Raw genomic sequence first — 17,792 nt, 5'->3', positions numbered from 1 at the left:
GCCCGGCCGGAGAGAACCGTTGAATACGTTGACGATCGCACCTTCCTCGCCGTCGAACGCCGCGCTCAAGCGCGAGCTGAAGGCTGCCGAGGCCCGCAAGCGCACGATGGCGCTGCTGCTGGTCGCGCCGCTCGCGATTTTCCTGCTGCTGATTTTCGTCGTGCCGATCGGCACGCTGCTCACGCGTGCCGTGCAGAACCCCGAGATCGCGACCGCATTGCCGAACACGGTCGCCGCGCTGTCGGGCTGGGACCGCAAGGCGCCGCCGGCCGACGCCGCGTATGTCGCGCTCGCGGCCGACATGACGAAGGTGGCCGACAGCGAGGCGATGGGTGCGCTCGCGCGGCGCCTGAACACCGAGATTCCCGGCTATCGCTCGCTCGTCGCGAAGACGGCGCGCGCGATGCCGCTGAAGGGCGACAACGACGCGGCGCCGACGCCCGCGCAGACGCGCGTGAAATTCATCGACCTCGACTCGCGCTGGGGCGATGTCGCGTACTGGCAAGCGATCGCGAAGAACGGCAGCCAGGTGTCGCCGTTCTACCTGCTCGCCGCGCTCGACCACAAGCAGGACGGCTTCGGCCACATCGTGCAGGCCGATCCCGACCAGTCGATCTACCTCGCGATCTTCGGTCGCACGTTCGTGATCGGCATCGCCGTCACGCTCTTTGCGCTGCTCCTCGGTTATCCGCTTGCGTACTGGATCTCGACGCTGTCGGAGCGGCGCGCGAACCTCGTGATGATCCTCGTGCTGATTCCGTTCTGGACGTCGGTGCTCGTGCGCGTCGCCGCGTGGATCGTGCTGCTGCAGAGCGAAGGGTTGATCAACACGGCGCTGATCGGCAGCGGGCTGATCTCGCAGCCGCTGACGCTGCTGTTCAATCGCGTCGGCGTGTACATCTCGATGACGCACATCCTGCTGCCGTTCATGATCCTGCCGCTGTACAGCGTGATGAAGTCGATTCCGCCGACCTACCAGCGTGCGGCCGTGTCGCTCGGCAGCCATCCGTTCGCCGCGTTCTGGCGCGTGTACGTGCCGCAGACCTATCCGGGTGTCGGCGCGGGCGCGCTGCTCGTGTTCATCCTCGCGATCGGCTACTACATCACGCCCGCGCTGCTGGGCGGGCCGAATGACCAGATGGTCAGCTACTACGTCGCGTACTTCACGAACGTGACGATCAACTGGGGCATGGCGTGCGCGCTCGGCGGGCTGCTGCTTGCGGCGACGCTCGTGCTGTACGCGGTGTACGGGCGCTTCACGCGCACCAACGTGAGCCTCGGCTGAGCGTCCGGACCGGCACACGCAACGAAACGGGAAGGGGATTCCGATCATGAAACTCGCCAGGCCGCTGTTCGCGCCGCACATGTCGTTCGTCGAGCGCGCGTGGTACGTCGCATTGCGCGTGCTCGTCGTGCTGACGCTGCTGTACCTGATCCTGCCGGTGCTCGCGATCGTGCCGCTGTCGTTCTCGTCGAGCACGTTCCTCGTCTATCCGATCCCGGGCTTCTCGATGCGCTGGTACGAGAACCTGATCGCGTCGGACGAGTGGCGGATGGCCGCGAAGAACAGCTTCATCGTCGCGCCGTCGGCGACCGTCGTCGCGACCGTGCTCGGCACGCTCGCCGCGATCGGCCTCACGAAGGCCGACTTCCGCGGCAAGGGGCTGCTGATGGCCGTGCTGCTGTCGCCGATGATCGTACCGGTCGTGGTGGTGGGCGTCGGCATGTACCTGTTCTTCGCGCCGCTCGGGCTCGCGAACACCTATACGGGGCTGATTGCCGCGCACGCGGCGCTCGGCGTGCCGTTCGTCGTGACGACGGTCGCCGCGACGCTGCAGGGCTTCAACCAGAACCTCGTGCGTGCGAGCCTGTCGCTTGGCGCGAACCCGGTGTCGACTTTCTTCCGCGTGACGCTGCCGGTGATCGCGCCGGGCGTGATGTCGGGCGCGCTGTTCGCGTTCGCGACGTCGTTCGACGAAGTGGTCGTCACGCTGTTCCTCGCGGGCGCGGACCAGACGACGTTGCCGCGCCAGATGTTCACGGGTATCCGCGAGAACATCAGCCCGACGATCGCTGCGCTCGCCACGATCCTGATCGTCTTCTCGACGAGCCTGCTGCTGGCGCTCGAATGGCTGCGCGGGCGCAATGCACGGCGCGCGGTGAGCTGACACATCGAGTACGGCATTTGCTTTCATTTCGCTGACTGACGACGCGGCCGCCTGCACGTTCGATGCGGCTCTGCAACAATACGGGGCGCAGTGGCGTGCGCTCCGGGCGGTTCGGCCGGAACGCCGCCGCGAGTTCAATCCGCGACGCGGCGTCACGCGCCGCTCGTCAGCCGAGCCCGATCTTGTCCGAATTCGCTTCCCCCGCCGGCGCCCATGAGCCGGCCGTCAACTGGCGCGCGATGTCCGCGGTGCTGCTGGCCGTCGCGCTCGCGACGCTCGACACCGCGATCACGAACACCGCGCTGCCCGCGATCGCCACCGACCTGCATGCGTCGCCGGCCGCTTCCGTATGGATCATCAACGCGTATCAGCTTGCGATGGTCGCGACGCTGCTGCCGTTCGCGTCGCTCGGCGACATCGTCGGCCACAAGCGCGTGTACATCGCCGGGCTCGCGGTGTTCACGCTCGCATCGCTCGGCTGTTCGCTCGCGTCGACGCTGCCGATGCTGACGGCCGCGCGGATCGTGCAGGGTTTCGGCGCGAGCGCGATCATGAGCGTCAACGTCGCGCTGATCCGCGGGCTGTTTCCCGCGCACCGGCTCGGGCGCGGCGTCGGCTTCAACGCGCTCGTCGTCGGCGTGTCGTTCGCGGTGGGGCCGACGATCGCGTCGCTGATCCTGTCGGTTGCCGCGTGGCCGTGGCTGTTCGCTGTGAACGTGCCGCTCGGCGTATTCGCGCTTGCCGTGGCGATTCCGTCGCTGCCGCAGACGGCACGCGGCAAACATGCGTTCGACCCGGTTGCCGCGCTGTTCAACGTGATCACGTTTGCGTCGCTGATCTTCGCGCTCGGCGAATTCGCGCAGCGCGGGCCGCTTTCGATCGTGTTCGCGTCGGCCGCGGTTGCGCTCGCGTTCGGCTGGCTGCTGATCCGCCGCCAGGCCGGGCATCCGGCGCCGATGCTGCCGGTCGACCTGTTTCGCCGGCCCGTGTTCACGCTGTCCGCACTGACGGCCGTGTGCGCGTTCGCCGCGCAGGGGCTCGCGTTCGTGTCGCTGCCGTTCTATTTCGAAACCGTCCTGCATCGCAGCGCGGTCGAGACGGGCTTCCTGATGACGCCGTGGTCGGCGATCGTCGCGTTCGCCGCGCCGATCGCGGGCCGGTTGTCGGATCGTTATCCGCCCGGTCTGCTCGGCGCGATCGGGCTCGCGTTGCTGAGCGCCGGCATGGTGTCGCTTGCCGCGCTGCCGGTGTCGCCGAGCGTCGTCGACATCGGCTGGCGGATGATGCTGTGCGGGGCGGGCTTCGGCTTCTTCCAGTCGCCGAACCTGAAGGCGCTGATGTCGAGCGCGCCGCCCGAGCGCAGCGGCGGCGCGAGCGGGATCATCGCGACCGCGCGGCTGATCGGGCAGGCAACGGGAGCGGCGCTCGTCGCATTGTCGTTCGGGATCGCGGGGCGTCACGGGCCGACTCTTGCGTTGATGCTCGGTGCGGGGTTCGCCGGCGCGGCGAGCGTCGCGAGCGGGCTGCGGCTGTTTGCACCGTCGCATCGCAACGGTGCGCCGGCCACGTCGGCACGCGTGAAGGAGCGGGCGACGGAGTAGGGCGCGGGACGGTCACAAACCGGCGTGCGGCAAACGCCGCCGCGCGCCGGCCTTCATGCATCGCTCAGAACCCGCCCGACTTGATCAGCTGGTTGAGGTTCGCGATGTTCAGGCTGCCGAAGCCGGTCGTCAGATCCCAACCGGTGCCGGCGGTATAGCCATACCCCTGATAGCCGTTGTTGCCCGACACGACGTCATAGCGCACGAGCGACGGATGCGACGGCACGTCCGCATAGAAGTTGCCGGCCGGGAAACCGAGGCCCGTGCCGTTCGCCGCGAGCAGACGCGCCCAGAAACCCGTGAAGATCGGTGCGGCGAGGCTCGTGCCGCCGATCTGCTGCAACTGGCCGTAGTTGTAGATGTACGCCCCCGTGCTTTGCGCGGCGTCGAATGAAACGTCCGGCAACTGGCGGTTGCTGCCCGACTGCCACGACGGAGCCGGCAGGATCGTGCTGACGCCGCCGCCCGTCGCCCACAGCTTGCCGTTGCCGTCGAGCCCTTCGTTCCACACCGTCTCGTTCGAGAACGCGCCTGCCGACGTCGTGTAGAGCGTTGTGCCGCCGATCGCGAGGACGTGCGGCGACGAGGCCGGCCACGACACCGTGTAGTTCGAGCCGTCCGGGTAGCCGCGGTTGTTGCACTCGTACACGCCTTCGTCGCCCGACGACACCGAGAACGTCTGGCCTTGCGCCGCTGCCGTCGTGAAGATCTGCTCCTCGGCGTCGATCGTGCCGTCCGCGTTCGCGTCGGTTTCGCACCAGCCGAGCGACACGTTGATCACCTTCGCGGTGTTGTCCGACACCGCGCGGTTGAACGCCTGCGTGAGGCCCGTGTTGCCGGCGGCGTTGAGGTCCGCCATGTAGAACACGAGCTTGCCGACCTGACCGCCGGCCGAGCCGACGATCGACTGGCTGTCGAGATCCCATTCGCCCTGGCCGTCCTGGTCGTCGGTGTAGCTGCCGCCCGAGCCGTTGGTCTTGACGGTTTGCGTCGCGACCGCGCCATAGCCGTTGCTCGACGTGAACTGCTTCAGGTCCTGCAGCGTCTGCGACACGCCGCCGATCGTGATGATGCCGACGGTCACGCCGGCCGCGGTCGGCACGCCGGTCGCGTTGTAGAGGCCCGGGAATTCCTTCGGATAGTGGCCCGTCGCCGTGCCTGCCGCGAGCGCCTGCGGCTTGGCCACGTTGCCGATGCGCAGCATCGGCCGTGCGTGCGCGACGCTCTGCAGCCCGAGCACCGAGCCGACGACGTCGGCGAGGGCGCGCGGCACCTGCGCGGTCGACGCATTGGCGAAGCCCGAACGGCCCGCGTACTGGAAGTGCACGAGCGACGTATTGAAGGCCGTCTTCACCGTGCCGGCCGTGCCGCTGGCGGACACCAGCAGCCGGTTCGGCGCGACTTCGACGTTCACGAAGCCGCTCTTGTGCAGATAGTCGACGACCGACTTCACCTGCGCATCCGTCGGCGCGTAGTTGGCGAGGAACTGCTCGTGCGTCAGGTACTTGCGGTAATGCGCGCTGCCGGGCCGGTTCACGTCGCGCGCCAGTTGCTTGAGCTGCGCGGCGTTGCGCAGCTTCAGGCTGACGACGACGTTGGTCGTTTCACCGGCTGCCAGTTCGAGCGACGGCGCCGCACTGCGCGCCATCAACTGCGGGCCGGTCAGAAAGGCCTTCGTATGAGTATCGACCCAATCCGTCGCCGCATGCGCCGCGGCTGCGGCGAACACGAGCGGTGCCACGCACGCGAGGCGGCGGGGCGACGGAAGGGGAAGGGCAAACCAGGCGTTCCTTTTCATCGGGAGTCCTTTTTTAGGAGAGGCGACGTTACTGGAACCCCCGGCCCTTGTGGGGCCGCGAGCGGTGACGAGCGTAGGGCGTCGGTGCCGTTCGGGTAGCTGCCATTTTCCATAGCTGGTAGTTCTGACATCGTTGCGTGCGCACGCGCATGTCGCGTCGTGCGTGCAAGCGATGGCCGGTCCGGCGAACGGAACCGGTTCGCGGCACGGGGGCACGACGAGTCGCGACGTTCGCACGCACGAGTCATTCGTCGCGGCATCGGAACGTGCGCGATCGCGGAGCGGACCGACGCGCACATGCGTGGCGTTTGCGTGTCCGTTGCCACTCGCCGAGTCGCACTATGTGGTCAAGCGAAAGCACCTCGTCAGGAACGGATGCACGCATGCACAAAAACGGGGCCGGCTACACGCAAACGTTTCCCGAACTGTGGAACAGCGCGACGGGCAGTCTTGCAGGCGCCTTTCGGATCGCGTGCCGCGATTGCGGATTAGAGGAAACGCTCGAATTGGCCGACGCGCGCGAGCCGGCGTGACGTCCGCGCCACCCGCTCGCGATCGAATGACATCGTTCGCGAAATCCCGCCTTGACGTGCGCCGATCAGCGGATATCCTTCAATCCATAACCGGTTGGTTATGGATTTTGGACGACATGCAGAACGCTCACGACATGCTTTTCAGGACGCTTGCCGATCCGACGCGCCGCGCGCTATTCGAGCGGCTGTGCGCGGAGGGCGAGCTGACGGTCGCCGCACTGACGGCCCATGCGGGCGTCTCGCAGCCGGCCGTGTCGAAGCACCTCGGCGTACTGAAGCAGGCCGGTCTCGTGAACGACCGTCACGAAGGCCGGCAGACGCACTACAGCGCGCAGCCGCAGGCGCTGGCCCCGTTGATCGACTGGACGAGCCAGATGGCAGGCTTCTGGCAGAGCCGGTTCGATGCCCTCGAAGATTTGCTCAAAAGGATGGATCAGTAATGAACCAAGCCACGACCGAAACGCGCTCCGTCGTCGTCGACCGGGAGCTGCCGCATCCGCCGGAGAAGATCTGGCGCGCGCTCACGCAACCGCACCTGATCGAGGCGTGGCTGATGAAGAGCGACTTCGAGCCCGTCGCGGGGCGCGCATTCAGCTTTCGCGCGGACTGGGGCTCGGTCGACTGCACGGTGCTGACGATCGAGCCGCCGCGCACGCTCTCCTACACGTGGGCTGCGTACGGCCTCGACAGCGTCGTCACGTGGACGCTCACGCCGACGCCGGCCGGTACGCACCTGCGCATGGAGCAGGTCGGCTTCCGCGCGGATCAGGAGCAGGCGTACCGTGGTGCGCAGCACGGCTGGGTACGGTTCTTCGAGTCGCTCGAACAGGTGCTGGCGCGCCCGGACGAAGGCACGGAGGCGCGCGCATGAGCTCAACCGACCTCACGCCGTCGGAGCGCATCGACGCGCTGATTGCAGGCATCGCCGACTGGCGCGGCAAGACGATCGCCGACCTGCGCCAGACGATTCTCGCCGCGCAAGCGGGCATCGTCGAGGAATGGAAATGGATGGGCAGCCCCGTCTGGTCGTGCGACGGGATGATCGCGGTGGCGAACGCGCACAAGGGCAAGGTGAAAGTGACCTTCATGCACGGCGCGCAGCTGCCCGATCCCGAGAAGCTGTTCAACGACGGCCTGGAAGGCAATGCGCGGCGCGCGATCGATCTGTTCGAAGGCGACCGGATCGACAAGCAGGCGCTGAAGACGCTGGTGCGCGCGGCGATCGAATACAACCGCACGCATCTGAAGAAGAACGCGCGGGCGGGTGCCGGCGCGAAGGCGCGACGCAGCGATGCGGCGTGACGCGGCGCGGCGCCGTTACCGATCCTTGCGCCGGAACGTGAACACGGTTCCGCTACAGCAGTTGCTGTCCTGCAAGGAGACGTCGAAGGTCTTGTCGACGACGGCATAGCTGATGGTCGCGACGTCCAGGTGATCGTTGGGCAAAAAGCGACCCGACATCGCCGGGACGAAATCGATCTCGTCGCGCGCGAGCAGGTAGAGATGCTCGTCATGCACCGTCGTGGCGGGCGACAGGGCCGCGGTGTCGTCGTGGGGCCGGCCAAGCTCGTACTGCATGCCTGCGTCGCGGTACGGGATCGACAGCAGCACCTTGCCGTCGACGCTCAGGTGCGTCGCGAGCGCCCGGTCCACGGTGACGGTCATGCTGTCGAGCCGGTGCAGGTCCTCGCGTGTCAGGTTCACGTCCGAGAACTCGCGGCGCGCCATTGCGATGGCCGAAATGTTCGATTTCCATCGGCCTTTGTCGCGCCATGAATCCCACATCCCGTTGGCTCCGCCGAAGCCGGAGATGCTGTCGAGCACATACGTGCCGATCGCCTGCGTGAGAATCTCGCGTTTCGAGCCGATGACGATTTCCGACGTCTGGTGCGCGTCGACGGGCAAATGCCGGTCGCCGCGGGCCGATGCCCAGGTACCGTCGAGCGTGTCGTCGACCACCTTGCCCGTGAAGGTGCCGGTGCGCTGGCCGTCGCTTCCGGTCTCGTCCATCGTAAAGGCGCCCGCCGCATCGATGTTTCCGCTCAGCGACAGATCGATGCGCTTGCCTGCGTAGCGATAGCTTCCCGTCAGTCTTCCGTCGACATTCTTGAGATCCATCGTGAACGCATGGCGGCCGTCGATCCGGCCTGCAAAGCGCTTGTGGAAGTACTGACCGCCGGCCAGCGCCGTCGTGGCGGTCATCAAGGACAGAAGCACTGCGGCAAGTTGCAGGGCGGGACGGAGCATGGGGCGCAGCCGGGGTCGAGGGTGGTGCCATTGTGACACGGTGCCCTGCGTTGCAGCGCGGCTGTCCGTGTGCGTGGCGCGGCCAGTCGGCAGGGCGTCGATGCATCCGCGATGAACCAAAAAAAAGCCCGACCGAAGTCGGGCATCCAAATCGGCCGCAACCGCCGCGAGGCGGCTGCGACACCTGCAAAAGCAGGGCGCTTACGCTGCGAGCAGCGAGCGCAGCACGAACGGCAGGATACCGCCGTGCTTGTAGTAGTCGACTTCGATCGGCGTATCGATGCGCAGCAGCACCGGCACGCGTTGCGTTTCGCCGTTCTTGCGGTTGATCACGAGCGTGACGTCCTGCTGCGGCTTGAAGTCGTCGCCGAGGCCTTCGATGTCGTACGTCTCTTCACCGGTGATGCCGAGCGACTGGATGCTGTCCGCGCCCTTGAACTGCAGCGGCAGCACGCCCATGCCGACCAGGTTCGAGCGGTGGATCCGCTCGAAGCTGCGTGCGATCACGGCCTTCACGCCGAGCAGCTGCGTACCCTTCGCGGCCCAGTCGCGCGACGAGCCCGTGCCGTACTCTTCGCCCGCGAACACGACGGTCGGCGTGTCGGCGCCGACGTACTGCATCGCCGCGTCGTAGATCGACTGTTGTTCGCCGCTCGGCTGGTGGATCGTCAGGCCGCCTTCGACGCGCGTGCCGTCCGCCTTCGCCGGGATCATCAGGTTCTTGATCCGGACGTTCGCGAACGTGCCGCGCATCATCACGTCATGGTTGCCGCGGCGCGAGCCGTAGCTGTTGAAGTCGGCCTTCTGCACGCCGTTTTCCTTCAGCCACTTGCCTGCCGGCGAGTCTTCCTTGATCGAGCCTGCCGGGCTGATGTGGTCGGTCGTGACCGAGTCGCCGAAGATGCCCAGCGCGCGCGCGCCCTTGACCGTCGGGATCGACGCAGCCGGTTCCATCGAGAAGTCGCTGCCGAAGAACGGCGGCTCGGCGATGTACGTCGACTTCGGCCAGTCGTACACCTGGCCCGATTCGCCCTCGATCTTGCTCCAGAGGTCGCCCTTCTTGGTCAGCTTCGAGTAGTTGTCCTCGAACTTCTTCGGATCGAGCGCGAACTTGAGCAGCGCGTGGATTTCCTCGCTCGTCGGCCAGATGTCGCCGAGGTAGATGTCGCGGCCGCCCTTGCCCTTGCCGACCGGTTCCGTCATCAGGTCGCGCGTGATGTTGCCGGCGATCGCGTACGCGACGACCAGCGGCGGCGACGCGAGGAAGTTCGCGCGGATGTTCGGGTGGATACGCGCTTCGAAGTTGCGGTTGCCCGACAGCACGGCTGCCGCGACGATGTCGTTCTTCGTGATCGCTTCGTTCAGTTCCGGCGTGAGGTCGCCCGCGTTGCCGATACAGGTCGTGCAGCCGTAGGCCGCGACTTCGAAGCCGAGCTTCGACAGGTAGGGCAGCAGGCCCGTCTTCGTCAGGTACTCGGTGACGATGCGCGATCCCGGCGCGAGCGAGGTCTTGATCTTCGGATCGACCGTGAGGCCGGCTTCGACGGCCTTCTTCGCGAGCAGGCCGGCGGCCAGCAGCACGCTCGGGTTCGACGTGTTCGTGCACGACGTGATCGCGGCGATCAGGATGTCGCCGTTCTTCACGTCGACGCCGTTGCTCGTCGTGTACTGCGCGCCCAGGTCGTCCGCCTTCTTCGCGAAGCCGTTTTCCGCGACCGGCTTCGAGAACAGGTCGGTGAACGTCGACTTGACGTGACCGATCTCGATGCGGTCCTGCGGGCGCTTCGGGCCGGCCAGCGACGGGGCGACCGTCGTCAGATCCAGCGTCACGACCTTCGTGTAGTCGATGTCGCCGGCCTTCGGGATGCCGAACAGCTTCTGCGCCTTGAAGTAGTTTTCGAACGCAGCGATTTCGGCCTTCGTGCGGCCCGTGCCTTCGAAGTAGTCGATCGTCTTTTCGTCGACCGGGAAGAAGCCCATCGTTGCGCCGTATTCCGGCGCCATGTTGCCGATCGTCGCGCGGTCCGGCAGCGACAGCGACTTCGTGCCTTCGCCGAAGAATTCGACGAACTTGCCGACGACCTTCTCCTTGCGCAGCATTTCGGTGATCGTCAGCACCAGGTCGGTGGCCGTCACGCCTTCGCGCAGCTTGCCCTTCAGCTCGACGCCGACGACGTCCGGCGTCAGGAAGTACACCGGCTGGCCGAGCATGCCGGCTTCCGCCTCGATGCCGCCCACGCCCCAGCCGACCACGCCGATGCCGTTGATCATCGTCGTGTGGCTGTCCGTGCCGACGAGGGTGTCCGGGTAGTACACGGTGTCGCTGCCTTCGGCCTTCTTGTGGACGCCGCGCGCGAGGTATTCGAGGTTCACCTGGTGGACGATGCCGACGCCCGGCGGCACGACCTTGAACGTGTCGAATGCCTGCATGCCCCACTTCATGAACTGGTAGCGCTCGTTGTTGCGCTGGAATTCCAGTTTCATGTTCAGGTCGAGCGCGTCCTTCTGGCGGAAGTAGTCGATCTGGACCGAGTGGTCGACGACGAGATCGACCGGGACCAGCGGCTCGATCTTCTTCGGGTTCTTGCCCGTACGCTCGGCGACGCCGCGCATGGCCGCGATGTCGGCGAGCAGCGGCACGCCCGTGAAGTCCTGCAGCACGACGCGCGACACGACGAACGGAATCTCGTCGACGCGCTTTGCGGTCGGCTTCCAGTTCGCGAGCTGCTCGATGTGCTCTTCGGTGATTTTCTTGCCGTCGTAGTTGCGCAGCACGGACTCGAGCACGATACGGATCGACACCGGCAGGCGTTCGATCTTCGTCTTCAGCTCCTTGCCGAGCTGCGGCAGCGAGTAGAACTTGCCTTTGCCGGAACCGCTGTCGAATTCCTTGAGGGTCTTGTGGAGATTGTGGGCCATGGTGATTTTCCTGGGTTTAAGGCTAGGAAACTACGTGTCCTGTATCTGACGGCTATATCACATACAAGTCGACGTACTCATCGACCGGCATCGCTTCGAGCTTTGCCTGGTCCAGCGACACGTCGAGAATCGCTTGTTGCTGCTTTGCCGGGAAGCGGCGGGCGAGGTTGGTCCTGAACTTGTCGACCAGGAGCGGGATGCCGTCCGTGCGGCGCCGCCGATGGCCGAGCGGGTATTCGACCGCCACTTCGGCAAGCTTCGATCCGTCCGTGAACTCGATCGTCAGCGCATTCGCGATCGAGCGCTTGTCCGGATCGTGATAATCCTTCGTGAACTGCGGATCCTCGACGCATACGGTCTTCGCGCGCAGCGCGTCGATGCGGGGATCGGCGGCGGCCGAATCTTCGTAGTCGGCCGCGGTCAGCCGGCCGAATAGCAGCGGCACGGCGACCATGTACTGGATGCAGTGGTCGCGGTCGGCCGGATTGGCGAGCGGGCCCTGCTTGTCGATGATGCGGATCGCGGCCGCATGTGTGCGGATCGTGATCTTGCCGATGTCGTCGGTCGTGCGGCCGGCCGCGGCGAGCTGCGCGTGCAGCTGCAGCGCGGATTCGGCGGCCGTCTGCGCGTGGAACTCGGCGGGGAATGCGATCTTGAACAGCACGTTTTCCATCACGTACGTGCCGTACGGGCGCTGGAAGCGGAACGGCTTGCCGTCGAACAGCACGTCGTAGAAGCCCCAGGTTTTCGCGGTGAGTGCCGACGGGTAGCCCATTTCGCCCGTTTTCGCGATCAGCGCGAGGCGCACCGCGCGGGACGTGGCGTCGCCGGCCGCCCACGACTTGCGCGAACCGGTGTTCGGTGCGTGGCGATAGGTGCGCAGCGCGTGGCCGTCGACGAACGCGTTGGACACCGCGTTGATCAGCTCGTCGCGTGTGAGCCCGAGCAGCCGGCCGACGACTGCGGTCGACGCGACCTTCACGAGCAGCACGTGGTCGAGCCCGACCGCGTTGAATGAATTCTCGAGTGCGAGGCAGCCCTGGATCTCGTGGGCCTGGATCATCGCGACCAGGACGTCGCGCATCAGGAGCGGCTTCCGGCCGGCCGCGACGGCCGTGCGGGAGAGCCAGTCGGCCGTCGCCAGGATTCCGCCGAGGTTGTCGGACGGATGACCCCATTCGGCAGCGAGCCAGGTGTCGTTGAAGTCCAGCCAGCGGATCATCGCGCCGATGCCGAACGCGGCCTGGACGGGATCGAGCTGGAAGGACGTGCCGGGCACCTTCGCGCCGTTCGGCACGATCGTGCCGGGCACGACGGGGCCGAGCAGCTTGGTGCAGGCAGGGTAGGACAGCGCCTCGAGTCCACATCCGAGCGTGTCGATCAGGCAATGACGCGCCGTCTCCAGCGCGAGCGCGCTGTCGATGCCGGTGTTCAGCACGTAGTCGACGATATCGACGAGTACCGTATCCGGAGCAGGGCGGACGTTGGAGACCGGGGCGGACATCGAGGGGCCGAGGGGAACGCGCTTAGTTCGTTGCCGGCTTCAGCTCGTTCGATTGCGTCGGCGCTGCCGTGCCTTGTGCCATTTCCGGCGTCACGCATTCGTCCGCGAGGCGCTCGCCGCCGTTTGCGTCCGAGAACAGCATCGCCTTGGTCGGGATCACGACCAGCTTGAAGCCTGCTGCCGGATCGTAGAACGTGTCGGCGCCCGTCGTCGTGGCCTGACGCGGCAGCTTGTAGTTCTTCTTCGCCCAGTGAACCGTGACGACCTGGTCGCGCTTCATGTCGCCGGCGAGGTCGAACGACAGGCCTTCCTTACAGGCCCACTTGACCGCGCCGTCCGGTACCGGATCGACCTTGGCGGCTGCGCGTGCCTGCGCCTTCTTGCTGCGCGGGATGATGCGCTTGGCCGGCGCCGGGCGCTTGGCCGTTGCCTTCTTTGCGGTCGTCGTGGCCGTACCCTGGGCAAACGCGCTCGGAGCCGACACCAGCATCGTGGCGGACAAGGCGCCGATGGCGGTAGCGATCAGGAGTTTCTTCATGGAGTCAGAACCTTTCGATAATCAGTTGACAAGGGCCGGCAATCGAAGCTGCCGGCCGGTTTGAAACTGCACGCGCCCCGAAAGCGCGCAGCGGCCGCTATTTTCACCTATTTGGCCGCGCATATTTCAGGTTTTCGGGCTCCGTTACGTTTTTTGTCGTTTCGCAAACCTCTGACCGGTTTGCGCCCCGGCGAATGCATGAAACTCGTGTATCGGCGGGCGGCGCGCACTTACGGCGCGGGGCCTGCGGCGGCCGGGCCGAACAGCGGCGCGGCCTCGGCCGGTACGGGCTGGCCGGTGGCCCGCGCACGGCGCAGCACCGACCAGTAATAGCGATAACTCGCGCGATCGTGCAGCGTATCACCGTGGCGCGTCGGGCCCCAGTCGGCGGCCTGCGCGGCCAGCAGGATCTCGGCGGCCAGCGCGACTTCGTCGGTGCGCGGCGCGAATGCGTCGACGATCGGGCGGATCTGCGCGGGATGGATGCTCCACATCCGCGTGAACGCGAATTCGTCGCGCGCGCGGCGTGCATCGCCGGCCACGACGCGCATGTCGCGCACTTCGGTCGTCACGTTGTGCGACGGCGTCTTGCCGTGCGCGTGGCAGGCCGCGGCGATTTCCAGCTTCGCGCGGCGCACGAGCGGGTGTTCGAACTGGCCGGGCGAGCGCATCGCGGAATCGGGAATCGCGCCATGGTGCGCGGAGACGAAATCCATCAACCCGAAGCTCAGCGTGCCGACCGTCGGCAGCGCGGCGAGGGCCGCGGCTTGCGCCAGCGCGCTATGCGTCTCGACCAGCACGTCGACCGGAATCGGCTGCGCGATACCGAGCTCGCGGCGCGCACCTTCGATGAACGCGGTCATTTCCGCGGCATCGGCGGCGTTCGCGATCTTCGGGAGCGTGATGTAGGCCGGTGCGCGTGCGGCGCGCAGCACGATGCGGACATCGTCGCGCCAGTGCGGGTGGGAAAAGTCGTGGATCCGGACGCCGACGCGGCCGAAGCGGTTCTCGTCGCTGCCGAGCAGGTCGGCGACGAGCGCCGCGTGCGCGGCTTCCTGGCCGACGGCGGCGCCGTCCTCGCAGTCGAACGTGATGTCGAATACGGGACCCAGCTCGGCCTGTAGCGCGAGCGATTTGCGCATCAGCTTTTCGCTGCCCGCGTAATGATCGCAGCAGGGCAGGATCGCGGGCGGGGACGCCCCGTCGTACAGCACTTGTGCAGGAGTGAGCGCGGCCATCTCTTCGACGTCAGGGGAGCGTGTCAGCGTGGAGAAAATCGGATTCGGGCAGGTTCTGGGTCGGTACGCGGCGGGCGCGGGGCGGCAAAACGTGCGCGAATCGGATCGTTCGGCAAGGCCGGCGACAGGCCGGCCCGGACCGAAACCGGGTGGCCCGAGGGCCGCCCGGTCATGCGGGTGATGCTTAGTTCTTCAGCAGGTGGGCGACGCCATCGCGCTCTTCGAGCAGCTCGGCCAGCGTGCCGTCCATCTTCTCGCGCGAGAACGCGTCGATTTCCAGGCCTTCGATGCGCTTGTACTCGCCGTTTTCGCACACGACCGGCACACCGTAGATGATGTCTTCGGGGATGCCGTACGAGCCGTCCGACGGGATGCCCATCGTGACCCACTTGCCGTTCGTGCCGAGCACCCAGTCACGGACGTGGTCGATCGCCGCGTTCGCTGCCGACGCTGCCGACGACAGGCCGCGCGCTTCGATGATCGCCGCGCCGCGCTTGCCGACGGTCGGGATGAACGTGTCGCGGTTCCACACGTCGTCGTTGATCAGCTTCAGCAGCGATTCGCCTTCGGCGGTCGCGAAGCGGAAGTCCGGGTACATCGTCGGCGAGTGGTTGCCCCACACGGCGAGCTTTTCGATCGATGCGACCGGCTTGCCCGACTTGGCGGCGAGCTGCGACAGCGCGCGGTTGTGGTCGAGGCGCAGCATGGCCGTGAAGTTCTTCTTCGGCAGATCCGGTGCCGACTTCATTGCGATGTAGGCGTTGGTGTTCGCCGGGTTGCCGACGACCAGCACCTTCACGTCGCGGCTGGCGACTTCGTTCAGCGCAGCGCCCTGAACCGTGAAGATTTCAGCGTTTGCCGACAGCAGGTCCTTGCGCTCCATGCCCTTCGAGCGCGGACGTGCACCGACCAGCAGCGCGACGTCTGCATCCTTGAATGCGACCTTGGGATCGTCAGTGATCACGACGCCCGCGAGCAGCGGGAACGCGCAATCGTCGAGTTCCATCACGACGCCTTTGACGGCACCTTGGGCTTGCGGGAGGTCGAGCAGTTGCAGGATGACCGGCTGGTCCTTGCCGAGCAGGTCGCCGTTCGCGATGCGGAACAGCAGGGAGTAAGCGATTTGACCTGCGGCGCCGGTGACGGCAACGCGCTTTGCGGGCTTAGCCATTGAAAATCTCCAGGACGGGTGAAGCGTTGGACGCTAGCGAAAACGCCATTCTATGCGCGTTGTGCGTAGCGTTGCATTGAAGCAGGGCGGAGGACTCGCGATGGCAGACGCGGTGAACCTGGAGACGGCCGTGGCACGTAGCCGGGGACGCGCTGTTGCACCCGCGAACCCTTGCTCGACCCGGAGTGTAGGAGCCGTCACGCGCAAAGTCAAACGGTATCATATGTCTTATATAAGACAGATGTTTTGCGGAAATTGAGTGGACGAAAAAGTGCGGTTTGTGATGAAATGCGCGCCATGACATCGAACCAGGCGAATACCGCGAATCAGACCGGCGCAGGCAGCCCAGGGCAGCCGGGCGCGGGCGATCCCGCACCTTCGCCTGCGGCGCCGCCGTCGCCGACGTTCAGCCCGTTATACCAGCAGATTAAGTCATTGATCACGCAAAGTCTCGAAACCGGTGAATGGAAGCCGGGCGAGATCATCCCCAGCGAAGTGGAGCTCGCGGCCCGCTACAAGGTCAGCCAGGGCACCGTTCGCAAGGCGATCGACGAACTGGCCGCCGAAAACCTCGTGGTCCGGCGGCAGGGCAAGGGCACTTTTGTTGCAACGCACAACGAGGATCGCGCGCAGTTCCGCTTCCTGCGCCTGCTGGCCGACGACGGTGCCGAGCATCCGCACGTGAGCCGCCTGCTCGAATGCCGCCGCCTGCGTGCGCCGGCCGAGATCGCGCGGCAGCTCGACCTGAAGCCGGCCGATCCGGTCGTCCAGGTGCGCCGCCTGCTGGAGTTCGAGAACGAGGTGACGGTGCTGGACGAGATCTGGCTGCCGGGCGCGATGTTCCGCGGGCTCACGTTCGAGCGGCTGAGCGAGTACAAGGGGCCGCTCTACGCCATGTTCGAGACGGAGTTCGGCACGCGGATGATCCGCGCGACGGAGAAGATCCGCGCGGTCGCGGCCGAGCCGTCGGTGGCCGACCTGCTGCATGTGCCTGCGGGTTTTCCGTTGCTGTCGGTCGAGCGCGTGTCCTATACATACGGAGACCGGCCGGTGGAAGTGCGTCGCGGCTGGTATGTCACAACCGGGTACTACTATCAGAATGACTTGAGTTGACGTTGTTTCGGCTCAAGCCGAGTGCTTCGCGATTCCCACGCTCGCGAAGCACGTTTCGGGCCGCCTTTGTTCTTGTTCGCGCAACTATCCAGAGCAGACTTTCGCTGCAGCGCGATATAAAAAGGCGCTAAAATCGCGGATTAGTGTGACAACATAGTAGGGGTCTAGCATGACTGATGCAGTAAGAAAGCCGAGGCCGGAATACCGGAACATCGGATTCGGCGATATCACGATGAAATATCGCATGCCGCTGGCAGCGATATTGTCGATTCTCCATCGAGTCAGCGGCGCGCTGCTGTTCTTGTTCCTGCCGTTCCTGCTGTTCCTCTTCGACCAGAGCCTGACGTCCGAGCTCAGCTTCGAAGTCTTCAAGGCTTTCCTCTCCAACATCATCGTCAAGCTGATCGTCCTCGCACTGTCGTGGGCCTTCTTGCACCATTTCTGCGCCGGCATTCGCCACCTGCTGATGGACGTCAACCACGACGCCGTCACGAAGGAAGGCGGCAAGCGGACGGCAGTCGTCGTCTTTGTCGTCTCGATCGCCCTGACGATCGCCATGGCACTCAAACTGTTCGGAGCATTCTAAGAAAATGGCAGCCAATAACCGAATCGGCTCGAAGCGCCTCGTCGTCGGCGCTCACTACGGCCTGCGCGACTGGCTTGCGCAACGCATCACCGCCACGATCATGGCGGTCTACACGGTCATTCTGCTCGTCCTGTTCTTCGGCGCGCACGATTTCTCGTACGAAGGCTGGGCATCGATCTTCGCCGCGCAATGGATGAAGCTTGCCACCTTCGTGATGCTGCTTTCCCTCTTCTACCACGCATGGGTCGGCGTGCGAGACATCTGGATGGACTACGTGAAGCCCGTCGGTGTGCGCCTGCTGCTGCAATCGCTGACCATCGTCTGGCTGCTCGCATGTGCGGGCTACGCCGCGCAGATTCTCTGGAGAGTGTAAAGA

The 17,792-nt window shown here is 65.8% G+C and carries 16 protein-coding genes; 9 read left to right on the top strand and 7 right to left on the bottom strand.

Features of this window, described 5'->3' with window-relative positions; translation table 11 throughout:
• The first annotated feature begins 28 nt into the window (after nt 1–28).
• From ACWMMN_RS27140 to ACWMMN_RS27130, 3 genes are all read left to right on the top strand, one after another.
• Nucleotides 29–1,285, top strand: a complete 1,257-nt coding sequence (locus tag ACWMMN_RS27140; RefSeq protein WP_340625749.1) for an ABC transporter permease — start codon at nt 29–31, stop codon at nt 1,283–1,285.
• 46 nt (nt 1,286–1,331) lie between these two features.
• A complete protein-coding gene (locus tag ACWMMN_RS27135; RefSeq protein ID WP_059237266.1) occupies nt 1,332–2,168 on the top strand; it encodes an ABC transporter permease in 837 nt (278 codons plus the stop codon).
• Between the two features lie 182 nt (nt 2,169–2,350).
• Complete coding sequence (locus tag ACWMMN_RS27130) at nt 2,351–3,769, top strand: MFS transporter (protein ID WP_486423376.1); 1,419 nt, start codon at nt 2,351–2,353, stop codon at nt 3,767–3,769.
• 64 nt (nt 3,770–3,833) lie between these two features.
• On the opposite strand, the gene ACWMMN_RS27125 is transcribed toward ACWMMN_RS27130, so the two are convergent.
• Nucleotides 3,834–5,567 carry a S53 family peptidase gene (locus tag ACWMMN_RS27125; protein ID WP_059237265.1) on the bottom strand — a complete coding sequence of 578 codons (1,734 nt, stop codon included), beginning with the start codon at nt 5,565–5,567 and terminating at the stop codon, nt 3,834–3,836.
• Between the two features lie 649 nt (nt 5,568–6,216).
• On the opposite strand from ACWMMN_RS27125, the gene ACWMMN_RS27120 reads away from it, so the two are divergent.
• From ACWMMN_RS27120 to ACWMMN_RS27110, 3 genes are read left to right on the top strand one after another with little or no spacing between them, the layout of a single operon-like run.
• A complete protein-coding gene (locus ACWMMN_RS27120; protein ID WP_059240764.1) occupies nt 6,217–6,540 on the top strand; it encodes an ArsR/SmtB family transcription factor in 324 nt (107 codons plus the stop codon).
• The gene (locus ACWMMN_RS27115; protein ID WP_059237264.1) at nt 6,540–6,971 is read left to right on the top strand and encodes an SRPBCC family protein; all 432 of its coding nucleotides are present in this window, start codon (nt 6,540–6,542) and stop codon (nt 6,969–6,971) included. The genes ACWMMN_RS27120 and ACWMMN_RS27115 overlap by 1 nt, the downstream gene beginning before the upstream one ends.
• Nucleotides 6,968–7,402 carry a DUF1801 domain-containing protein gene (locus ACWMMN_RS27110; RefSeq protein WP_340625163.1) on the top strand — a complete coding sequence of 145 codons (435 nt, stop codon included), beginning with the start codon at nt 6,968–6,970 and terminating at the stop codon, nt 7,400–7,402. Before ACWMMN_RS27115 ends, ACWMMN_RS27110 begins: the two co-directional genes overlap by 4 nt.
• Nucleotides 7,403–7,417: 15 nt before the next feature.
• Here the strand turns inward: ACWMMN_RS27110 and ACWMMN_RS27105 are convergent, their stop codons facing one another.
• The 6 genes from ACWMMN_RS27105 to ACWMMN_RS27080 form a co-directional block, all read right to left on the bottom strand.
• Complete coding sequence (locus tag ACWMMN_RS27105) at nt 7,418–8,497, bottom strand: hypothetical protein (RefSeq protein WP_486423375.1); 1,080 nt, start codon at nt 8,495–8,497, stop codon at nt 7,418–7,420.
• A gap of 51 nt (nt 8,498–8,548) precedes the next feature.
• Entirely contained in the window at nt 8,549–11,266 is a 2,718-nt protein-coding gene (acnA, locus tag ACWMMN_RS27100; RefSeq protein WP_059237261.1) for an aconitate hydratase AcnA, read from the bottom strand.
• 52 nt (nt 11,267–11,318) lie between these two features.
• The gene (locus ACWMMN_RS27095; RefSeq protein WP_256086596.1) at nt 11,319–12,770 is read right to left on the bottom strand and encodes a bifunctional 2-methylcitrate dehydratase/aconitate hydratase; all 1,452 of its coding nucleotides are present in this window, start codon (nt 12,768–12,770) and stop codon (nt 11,319–11,321) included.
• Nucleotides 12,771–12,792: 22 nt separating this feature from the next.
• Complete coding sequence (locus tag ACWMMN_RS27090) at nt 12,793–13,308, bottom strand: hypothetical protein (RefSeq protein WP_059237259.1); 516 nt, start codon at nt 13,306–13,308, stop codon at nt 12,793–12,795.
• Nucleotides 13,309–13,538: 230 nt separating this feature from the next.
• Nucleotides 13,539–14,546: an HpcH/HpaI aldolase/citrate lyase family protein gene (locus tag ACWMMN_RS27085; protein ID WP_486423374.1), complete on the bottom strand. Its 1,008-nt coding sequence runs from the start codon at nt 14,544–14,546 to the stop codon at nt 13,539–13,541.
• A gap of 184 nt (nt 14,547–14,730) precedes the next feature.
• A complete protein-coding gene (locus tag ACWMMN_RS27080; protein ID WP_059237257.1) occupies nt 14,731–15,717 on the bottom strand; it encodes a malate dehydrogenase in 987 nt (328 codons plus the stop codon).
• Between the two features lie 288 nt (nt 15,718–16,005).
• Between ACWMMN_RS27080 and ACWMMN_RS27075 the strand changes: the two genes are divergently transcribed.
• The 3 genes from ACWMMN_RS27075 to sdhD all read left to right on the top strand — a co-directional run bounded on the left by ACWMMN_RS27075 (nt 16,006) and on the right by sdhD (nt 17,789).
• Nucleotides 16,006–16,830, top strand: a complete 825-nt coding sequence (locus ACWMMN_RS27075) for a GntR family transcriptional regulator (RefSeq protein WP_081051930.1) — start codon at nt 16,006–16,008, stop codon at nt 16,828–16,830.
• Nucleotides 16,831–16,999: 169 nt separating this feature from the next.
• The gene (sdhC, locus tag ACWMMN_RS27070; RefSeq protein ID WP_486423373.1) at nt 17,000–17,416 is read left to right on the top strand and encodes a succinate dehydrogenase, cytochrome b556 subunit; all 417 of its coding nucleotides are present in this window, start codon (nt 17,000–17,002) and stop codon (nt 17,414–17,416) included.
• Nucleotides 17,417–17,420: 4 nt separating this feature from the next.
• Entirely contained in the window at nt 17,421–17,789 is a 369-nt protein-coding gene (sdhD, locus tag ACWMMN_RS27065) for a succinate dehydrogenase, hydrophobic membrane anchor protein (RefSeq protein WP_011355745.1), read from the top strand.
• The last annotated feature ends 3 nt before the right edge of the window (nt 17,790–17,792 follow it).

The organism is Burkholderia cepacia complex sp. TUM26381, assembly GCF_057439935.1.
This window is presented reverse-complemented; position numbering and strand designations above follow the sequence as displayed.

What these genes read in the sequence shown, in the direction of transcription:
- ACWMMN_RS27135 (WP_059237266.1), top strand. Translation starts at nt 1,332, where the DNA reads ATGAAACTCGCCAGGCCGCTGTTCGCGCCGCACATGTCGTTCGTCGAG.
- ACWMMN_RS27125 (WP_059237265.1), bottom strand. Translation starts at nt 5,567, where the DNA reads ATGAAAAGGAACGCCTGGTTTGCCCTTCCCCTTCCGTCGCCCCGCCGC.
- ACWMMN_RS27120 (WP_059240764.1), top strand. Translation starts at nt 6,217, where the DNA reads ATGCAGAACGCTCACGACATGCTTTTCAGGACGCTTGCCGATCCGACG.
- ACWMMN_RS27115 (WP_059237264.1), top strand. Translation starts at nt 6,540, where the DNA reads ATGAACCAAGCCACGACCGAAACGCGCTCCGTCGTCGTCGACCGGGAG.
- ACWMMN_RS27110 (WP_340625163.1), top strand. Translation starts at nt 6,968, where the DNA reads ATGAGCTCAACCGACCTCACGCCGTCGGAGCGCATCGACGCGCTGATT.
- acnA (WP_059237261.1), bottom strand. Translation starts at nt 11,266, where the DNA reads ATGGCCCACAATCTCCACAAGACCCTCAAGGAATTCGACAGCGGTTCC.
- ACWMMN_RS27095 (WP_256086596.1), bottom strand. Translation starts at nt 12,770, where the DNA reads ATGTCCGCCCCGGTCTCCAACGTCCGCCCTGCTCCGGATACGGTACTC.
- ACWMMN_RS27090 (WP_059237259.1), bottom strand. Translation starts at nt 13,308, where the DNA reads ATGAAGAAACTCCTGATCGCTACCGCCATCGGCGCCTTGTCCGCCACG.
- ACWMMN_RS27085 (WP_486423374.1), bottom strand. Translation starts at nt 14,546, where the DNA reads ATGGCCGCGCTCACTCCTGCACAAGTGCTGTACGACGGGGCGTCCCCG.
- ACWMMN_RS27080 (WP_059237257.1), bottom strand. Translation starts at nt 15,717, where the DNA reads ATGGCTAAGCCCGCAAAGCGCGTTGCCGTCACCGGCGCCGCAGGTCAA.
- ACWMMN_RS27075 (WP_081051930.1), top strand. Translation starts at nt 16,006, where the DNA reads ATGCGCGCCATGACATCGAACCAGGCGAATACCGCGAATCAGACCGGC.
- sdhC (WP_486423373.1), top strand. Translation starts at nt 17,000, where the DNA reads ATGACTGATGCAGTAAGAAAGCCGAGGCCGGAATACCGGAACATCGGA.
- sdhD (WP_011355745.1), top strand. Translation starts at nt 17,421, where the DNA reads ATGGCAGCCAATAACCGAATCGGCTCGAAGCGCCTCGTCGTCGGCGCT.